This is a genomic window from Methylobacterium sp. D54C, from assembly GCF_053345595.1.
The window spans coordinates 1-7,920 of the sequence record NZ_JBKFAK010000060.1; the positions used below are offsets into that span (position 1 = coordinate 1).

Consider the following 7,920-nt stretch of genomic DNA (forward strand, 5'->3'; position numbering starts at 1 on the left):
CGGATACCATCAGGGCCAGCGGTCACATGAACGACTGCATCGACAGGCCGGACACAAGACTGCACCCGACCAACCCGTCAGAAGCTCAATTCGCCACTTGCAATGCGGGAGCCATCCACACAGGACGATCGTCGAACTCGGCAGACTGCCGCAGCGGGCGACGACGCACAGAGCCGCGACGGGCCCGAGGTAGCGTTTGCGGATGCGTGCATGGGAGAGGATGTCAGTGAAGTCCTCGATGACGGGCGGACGGCACTTGTTGGCGCCCTCCAGCATGACGGCCAAGCCCTGACGGTAGATCGCGAGCAGCTCCTCCGCGGTGGTGCCGGCCGGTGGCGACGAAAGCTCCCCTTCGCGATCCTTCGCCCCGTCGCGACACCGGGCGATCGCATGCCGAGCCAGGGAAGCCATGTCCGGCGCGGGCTCGTCCGGATGGGTCGAGATCAGGGCCACGGCGGTTTGGCTGTGCACGAGCGTGCGCCGGAAGGCGAGATCGCGCATCATGTCCGGCAGGTCCCGCGGCATACCGGGGACGCGCTCTTTCATACCCTCGAGGATGGCGGCGGTCCGCGCATCGTGGGCGAGCAGCATGGGGTAGGTCACGTCCGATCGTGCCTCGCGGACGGGCTCGCCGCCGGGCGGCTGGAAGCCTGAGATGGTCGCGTCTGTTCCGGTTCGCCATCTCCACGTCGAACTCGCCCTCGCGGGTGGGTGGCGCTTCCGGCAGACCGAAAGGCGGCCTGCGAACATCGCTCCGCACCTGCGCGCCGATAGGGGGCGACGGCCGTCGACGTCCGGGCACCTCGTTGTCGGCCTCTCGGGGCGCCACGCTCGCTGTTGGCCGCGTTCGATCCGATCGCAGTCCCGGCAGAGCGGGCCCCTACGTGGGATCGAACGCGATGCTCCATCGGAATGGTTGAATGAGCTCACGCCTCTCGGCGGTCGAGCTCTACGCCTCCGGCTTGAGGCGAGGTGCCCACCCCGGTGATCGTAGCGCTCTGCCGATCCGAACTCTCCTTGTTCGACGCTGCCGGGTGGGCCAGTCCATCTTCGACCTGCCTGTCCGTGCGCAGACCGCCGACCAGGGTCGAAACGGCGTTGCCGCCACCCTCGAAGCCGGCCTCCTTCAACAGCGCTCCGAGGATGGGCGTGTTGAACTGATAACGCAGGAGATGGCCCGAAAGGCTGTCGCCGAAGCCTGCGGTAACAGGGCTGCCGCCGGTGCCGGTACCTGCCGCTCCGAGAGACCCGCCGGCGTCGAAGATCCGGATCGAGTCGATCTTCTCGACGGCCTTCATGCTCTCCCGCAGCGCTCCGGGGATCATCTCCAGCCGCTTGAGCCCGGTCTCGTAGGCACGCGCCTCGGCCGAGAGCGCGTTGCGGGCTTCGTTCATCACCTTCTCGCGGGAGGCCTCCGCCCCGCCCAGCTTCGCGATCGCCGAGGCCTTGGAGTTCGCGGCCTCCGCCTCGGCCTGGGCCAGCGTGGTGATCGCGGTGGCGCGATCCTCGGCCGCGCGCCGCTCGGCCTCCGCCGTGACGGTAATCCCCGTAGCCTCCTTCTCCGCGTCCCGCTTGGCCGCGATGACCGTGACCTCGCGCTCGCGCTCGGCGATCTCCTTCGCCTTTGCGGTCGCGACCCTCTCCTCCGCGGCCACTGCCAGGGCCTCGGCCTGCTTGGCGGCAGCGCGCGCGTCAGACTCCTTCTGCGAGCGCTCGGCGATCTGGATGGCGTTGTCCTGGAGAAGGAGCTGCCGATCGCGCTCGGCCTGCGCGTTCCGCTGGGCGATGGCGAGGTCGGCTTCGATGCGTGCGGACTCCGCGTTCCGACGCGCTTCGGCCTCTCGCAGCTGGATCGCCTGTTCGCGCTCGATCCGCGCCGCCTGCTCGCTCTGCTGCGCTCGCTGCTCGGCCTGCGCAGTCTCGGCGCGGGTCTCGGCGGTCTTGTTCGCGATATCGCGCTCCTGCGCGAGCTCGGCCTCGCGGGTCGCCTTCCGGATCTCGAGCTGCCGGAGGGCGGTCTCGCGGTCCTTCTCGGCGACGGCGACTTCGGCGTCCCGTACCGTGGCGTTGCGTTCCTTGCGCCGCTGCTCGGTGATCTCCTTCAGGCGGGCCAATCCTTCCGCATCGAAGGAGTTGTCGGGGTTGAAGTGCTCGATCGAGGTCTGATCGAGCCGGGTCAGGGAGGCGGACTCGAGCTCGAGGCCGTTGTGGCGCAGATCGCCCGAGACGGCTTCCTGCACGCCCTTCACGAAATCGGCGCGCTTCTCCTGGAGGTCGGGCAGGCTCATGCCGGCGGCGACGGCGCGCAGGGCGTCCACGAACTTCGCTTCGATCAGCTCGCGCAGAAGGTTGGCGTCGTTGGTCCGATCGCCGAGGGTCTGTGCGGCCAGCGCGATGGAATCCTCCTTCGGCTCGACGCGCACGTAGAACTCGACGGTGATGTCGGCCCGCAGGCGGTCTTTCGTGATGAGCGACTCGTTGCCCGAACGCTTCACCTCCAGGCGGAGGGTGTTCAGGTTCACCATCGCGATCGAGTGGAAGACCGGCAGCAGGACCGCGCCGCCGTCGACGACGACCTTCCGGCCGCCGAGGCCCGTGCGGACGAAGGCGGTGTCACGGGTCGTGCGGCGGTAGAGCCGCGAGAACACGAAGCCGATTCCGAGCAGCGCGACCAGGATGAAGGCCGCCAGCACCAGGAGGCTGACGATGCGCGAGTCGACGAAGTCCATCGAAGGAGCCTTTGGTTGGCGATATGCGGATCAGAGTTCGGGGCCGTCCGGAACCGCCAGGAAGACGGCGTCGGCGCGGTCGACGAGGAGCACACGCTCGCCCCTGGCCATGGCGGGAGCGTCGGGGGCGGCACGGGCGCGCAGGAAGTGCGCGTTGCCGTGGCGGTCCACCGCGCGGACCTGTCCGGGAAGACCGTCATCGAGCGGGCCGAGCGTGACCTCGGCCGTCGTGCCGATCAGATCGTCGGCGGTGATGACGTAGCTCTCGTCCTTCGGGATCACGCGAGCGAGGACGCGCGAGGAGCTCCGGAGCGCCGGCACGGTCAGGGCGACGGCAACGGTGCCGGCGATCCAGGCCGGGAGAGGCGCGAACAACGCCCCGGCGGCGGCCTGCAGGACGAAACCGGTTATCGCGAAGACCGCCAGGGCGACGATCAGCAGGACCAGAAATGGCACCCGCCCGACATTCAGCCAGGACAGCCACGAGGCCGGGGAGAACGCGTTCGACGCGTCGGCGCTCGTCTCCAGTCCGGCGTGACCGAAGCCGCCCTCATGTCCGAGCAGGCCGTCCACCAGACCGGAGAGCGAGTGGCCGATCAGCAGGGAGGCGCCTTCCACCATCACGAGGCCGACCATCACCAGTGCGGCGAGGGTGAAGGGGAACACGTGCGGAGCGACGAAGGCGGTCACGAGGAGCGGTTCCGCTTCAACGCGGCGAGCCGCTGCTCGATGGCCTGATCGCGGTGCAGTCGATCGAGGTCGGCGAGGCTCGCTTCCGCCGGGGATGAGGCGGTGCCCGTGACGCGGTCGATCGCGCGGAGCGAGCGCTCGAGCTTGCCAGTGCGGGCCGCGTCGTCGTTGTAGTCGGCCAGGGGATCGTCTCCTCGACCCTTGGGCTGCTCGATCAGGCTGATGCGATGCTCGGCGTCGCGTCGCGCTGCCAGTGCGGCCTGCACGGCCTTCGTCGCAGCCTCGTGACGCTCGGCCACGCTTGCGAGGCTCGAGTCGACCGCCTCGATCTGGCTCTCCAGGTCGATCTGCCGAGCGATGCCGGCCCTGGCGAGATCCTCGTGCCCGGTCGACAGGGCCGTCTCGAGCTTGTCGCCGAGGGCCTTCAACTCGGCCTCCAGCTGACCGCGCCGCGCGTTGAGACGATGATCCTCCGCCTTAACCTTGCCGAGGTCGCGCCGCGCCTCCTCAATCACGTCGTCGATCTCGCGCAGGGCCTGCTGCGCGATCGCCAGGCCGTTGCGGTCCTCGACCGCGTCCAGCGCCGCGTTCGAGAGGCCGCCGATGATGCGGCCGACCCGGGTCAGGATGGTCTCCGGCATGGTCTTGGTCTCCTGCGGAACGGTGATGGTGACGCCGGCCAAGATGGTCAGCGCATCCTCCCCGACGACGAGCCTGGCAGGCGAAGCGCCATGCCAAGGGTCGCCATACCCCTCGAAGCGGTAGGGCATGGTGCGGCGGCCATCGAGCGTGGTCAGTGCGATGGCCGAGACGCCCTTCACGGCGAACAGCTTGTCGTCGAGCGGCATCGACACGATCGTTGCCGGATCGATGCCGCTCGCCTGGGCGAGATCGCGGATGCCGAGGGTTACGAGCCGGGCGGGCAGGCCGGTCGCATCGCGGACCGGCTGATAGCCCACCGTCGTGAGGGCGACGACATTGGCGCCGAGCCCGTGCTTCCGCCGGATCTCATCCAGGATCGCCGGGATCCGGCGATATGCCTCGAGGAGATCTCGGACTGCGGCCATATCCTCCGGGCTCGGCAGGAGCAGGTAGGTCAGGGAGGCGGGGAACGGCTCGGCCCTGGTCATGCATGGAGATTAAAACACCGATTTGGTGTTTTCAAGGGTCAGCGGTTTCCAACCCCTTGGTAGGCTGTAGGACCGGTTGGCGCCGTAGGCGTCCACTCTCAGGACGGAGCAGAGGTCGATGCCCTCTCCGAAGAAGGCCTGCAGCGCCTATGGGGAAACCCACTGAGGATTTCCGAGGACGCTGCGGTTCATTTCGGCGATCTCAATGAATAGATGGGGTCAGACACCTCATCTGGCGTGGGCTTTCGGCATTCATCGAGAGGTTAAAGCCTTGGCACGAAGATACACTCGCGCGCGCCGAGATGTTGGCGCTCTCGGCGAAGATCTATTCAGGTCATGGAGCGGACGTGGCTACACCGTGTTGTCATCCCACCCGGATCGGATGGGCTGGGACTTCTTCGTTGAATTCGAGCCAGACGAACTGCCGGGCGTGCCACATGACATGAGGCCCGGGATGAAGAAGGCGCTTGTCCAGATCAAGTCGACGGATTCAAGACAGACATCAGTAGTGGCGAAGCTGTCGGCCTTGAAGCGTTTGGTCGACACGGATCTACCAGCCTTCATACTTCATATGGAATTCGACAGTGAGCAACATCCGACGCGTTTGAGGTTGTTGCACATCGACAGGAACGAGATCGAGTCCGTTCAGAGAGCGGTCCGCCAGACAGAGCATTCAGGCCACGTCAATTTCAACCGCGTCAATCACCGACTATCTCTCGATAACGCCAAAATTCTTGCCCTCGATGGAAGTGATGCGGGCGACGCGATCTATGAGGTCATACCAGAAGAGCCGCACAAATACGGTATAGCAAAATCGGAATTTCGCAGCACCTGTGGCTTCGACGAAAAATCCATCATGGGTGGTTTCAACCTTGCGACCGGGCTGACGGAGCGAGATCTCGCTCACCTGCTCGTAGGTCGAACTCCGAAGCTGGAGCTGAGTAAATTCGTCGTACAGAGAAGCCGCTTTGGCCTCTCGTTAGCGGGGGATCGGCTGGAATGGGAGGAGGGCGAGCTCTCCGTCGAGATCGAGCCGTTTCAATTTGGGAAACTCACCGTCACGGCCGCCGGCGGCATCAAGCGCGCTACGTTGCCAGTCAGCGTCTACGGCTCGGGTAGCGCCAACCTTGCGCCCGAGCATCAATTGCTCCGACTGAGCAGTGAATTTATTGATTGGTTAATATATGTAAATACGGGTGAGGACGAATTTTCCATTCGAATCGAGAGCGAGAAGAAATACTCTCTAAACGATCTCGCCCGAGTGATGTCTTTTGCATTGCTGCTAAGGGAGAAGGGCGCGTCCGTCTCAATGGAAATCGGTGGGCAATCGACCGCCAAGTACACGACGCGGTATGAGCTGAAGCTTAATGCGGATTGGGGGCTGCTTACAGAGTTCTGCTCTTTTCTGGCTGGTGCATGCAGTCGAGAATGGTCGGATGAGCCGATAAAAATCAGTTTGCGCGAATTGTTTAAGGCGCTCAAGGACAATGCGCACATGTATGCTGCCGCTACGCGGCGGGGAAGTAAATTTGTTTTCAGTTCGGACGGTCCGATCTCGGTTCCCGATGGAACCGAAGGGTACATCTACCTTCCGATCTGCATCGAGTTTTGCGACTTGGTCTACTCAGCCATCGTCAAAGCGGATGCGTCGCCCCTTGCCGCCGGAAACAAGGTTTCCTTTGTTGGTGCAAAGCCAGAGATTGTTGTAGAAACCATCGCCCCACGACATGATGGGCTGCATGAAGACTTAAATTCCCAAATTGATCGCGTGGCGCGGGAGGCCTCTCGTCCCGGGATATGGACTGTGACGGCGAAGGTCGCCCGGTCGGAAGCAGCTGCATCTGCTGACAAGCCGGCTCGCAAGGTTAACCCATCGAGGCGGCCGGTACTTCCGCGCCCCAAACGTGGAAAACGGAGGGGACAATGACAGTCAGGCTACGCCGCCGGCGGGCGCAGGAGTTCGAGATGTGACGCCTGGTACCTGCAGCAGGCGGCGGCTTCCGACCCAGCCCAGCCGTTCGGATAGACACTGCCGCTTCCCGTGAGCGGTCATCCGTTGGCCACTGAGTAACTTCCGCTTGTAGTGCATATGCGATAGCCCGCTGCCGAGCGGCGCGCGGAAGTTGGATTGCGGCGCAAGAAGCGGGAAGCGTCGCAGATCATGCAGTCGCATACGTGGTTCGTTGCCAAGCCACGGAGCCCCTCGTGATCGATACCCACGTCACAATCGAGCCGTCGATACTCTACCTCGGAACCCCGGTCGTCCTCATCAGCACGCAGAACGAGGACGGCACCCCCAACCTCGCTCCGATGTCGTCAGCGTGGTGGCTCGGCTGGCGGTGCATGCTCGGTCTCCAGACTGCATCGCAAACGCCGCAGAATATGATCCGCACGGGGCAGTGCGTCCTCAACTTGGCGTCACCGAAACAGGCTGACGCGGTGAACAGGCTGGCGCGCCTGACCGGCACCGAGAAGATACCCGAATTGAAGCAGCGGCTGGGCTATACGTATGAGCCCTCCAAGTTCGAAGTGGCTGGCCTGACGCCCATCGCATCGCAGACCGTGGCTGCGCCACGGGCCTTGGAGTGCCCCATCCAACTGGAAGCTGTCGTCGCAGCTCAACACGGCATCATGGACGACGATCCCCAGGTCGCGGGCCTGATCTCGGCCTTCGAAGTTCGTATCACCCGTGTCCATGTCCATCCGAGCTTGCTCATGGATGGGCACGAGAACCGCATCGACCCTGCCAAGTGGCAGCCACTGATCATGAACTTCCAGAAGCTTTACGGTGTGTCCAGCAGCGAGATCGTACCGTCCCGCCTCGCCGAGATTGAGGAAAAATGCTACCGCATGCCCGACGTGGATCGGGCTCGCGACGGTGTGCTTGAACCAGTCGGATTGCAGAACACCAGCCGAGATGGGTTCGACCCCAACAAAGATCTCAGGCTGGGTTAGCTCTGGTCCGCTTTCATTCTATGTCATTCAAAAGCAAGCCGGCTGGAAACCTGAAGAGTTTCGGTCGCCGCGAGGCGTACGAAAGTCTTGGATGAACGAACCCGCGGGATGGCGGGCGGGCCTATGGGGATTTGGGCTGGGCGTCGCCCCCAGTGACGGAGCGACGGCGGGCAAACCTCGCCAGTGGCGTGCTTGGAAGTCCCCGGATTGGCAAGGCCTCAGCGCTTGGCGAAGCGAACCGGGGTTCGGCGATCGCGGGGGCACGGCTCATCCTGACGTTCGGCACAGAGTGAGGCATGCCCCGCGGCGCGGTTCCTCGGGTGGTTGGCGGCGTCAGGTCATGCCGGGTCATGGCGAACCTGCCCGGTGCGACGTGGAGCGGAACGGCGGCCCACGGGGCTGATGCCAGCCCGCGA

6 protein-coding genes are annotated in these 7,920 nt (G+C 64.6%); 2 read left to right on the plus strand and 4 right to left on the minus strand.

What is annotated here, in order from left to right; genetic code table 11:
• Positions 1-9 precede the first annotated feature (9 nt).
• The 4 genes from ACLBYB_RS32150 to ACLBYB_RS32165 form a co-directional block, all read right to left on the minus strand.
• A complete protein-coding gene (locus tag ACLBYB_RS32150) occupies positions 10-603 on the minus strand; it encodes a hypothetical protein (protein ID WP_447701298.1) in 594 nt (197 codons plus the stop codon).
• Between the two features lie 323 nt (positions 604-926).
• Positions 927-2,729: a flotillin family protein gene (locus ACLBYB_RS32155; protein ID WP_447701299.1), complete on the minus strand. Its 1,803-nt coding sequence runs from the start codon at positions 2,727-2,729 to the stop codon at positions 927-929.
• 30 nt (positions 2,730-2,759) lie between these two features.
• The gene (locus ACLBYB_RS32160) at positions 2,760-3,419 is read right to left on the minus strand and encodes an OB-fold-containig protein (RefSeq protein ID WP_447701300.1); all 660 of its coding nucleotides are present in this window, start codon (positions 3,417-3,419) and stop codon (positions 2,760-2,762) included.
• Positions 3,416-4,267: a PspA/IM30 family protein gene (locus ACLBYB_RS32165; protein WP_447701301.1), complete on the minus strand. Its 852-nt coding sequence runs from the start codon at positions 4,265-4,267 to the stop codon at positions 3,416-3,418. Before ACLBYB_RS32165 ends, ACLBYB_RS32160 begins: the two co-directional genes overlap by 4 nt.
• A 664-nt stretch (positions 4,268-4,931) precedes the next feature.
• Here ACLBYB_RS32165 and ACLBYB_RS32170 point away from each other — a divergent pair.
• Both ACLBYB_RS32170 and ACLBYB_RS32175 read left to right on the plus strand, forming a co-directional pair.
• Positions 4,932-6,476, plus strand: coding sequence for a hypothetical protein (locus ACLBYB_RS32170; protein ID WP_447701302.1), 1,545 nt, complete (start codon positions 4,932-4,934; stop codon positions 6,474-6,476).
• 278 nt (positions 6,477-6,754) lie between these two features.
• On the plus strand, positions 6,755-7,504 hold the full coding sequence (locus ACLBYB_RS32175) for a flavin reductase family protein (RefSeq protein ID WP_447701303.1): 750 nt from the start codon (positions 6,755-6,757) through the stop codon (positions 7,502-7,504).
• The last annotated feature ends 416 nt before the right edge of the window (positions 7,505-7,920 follow it).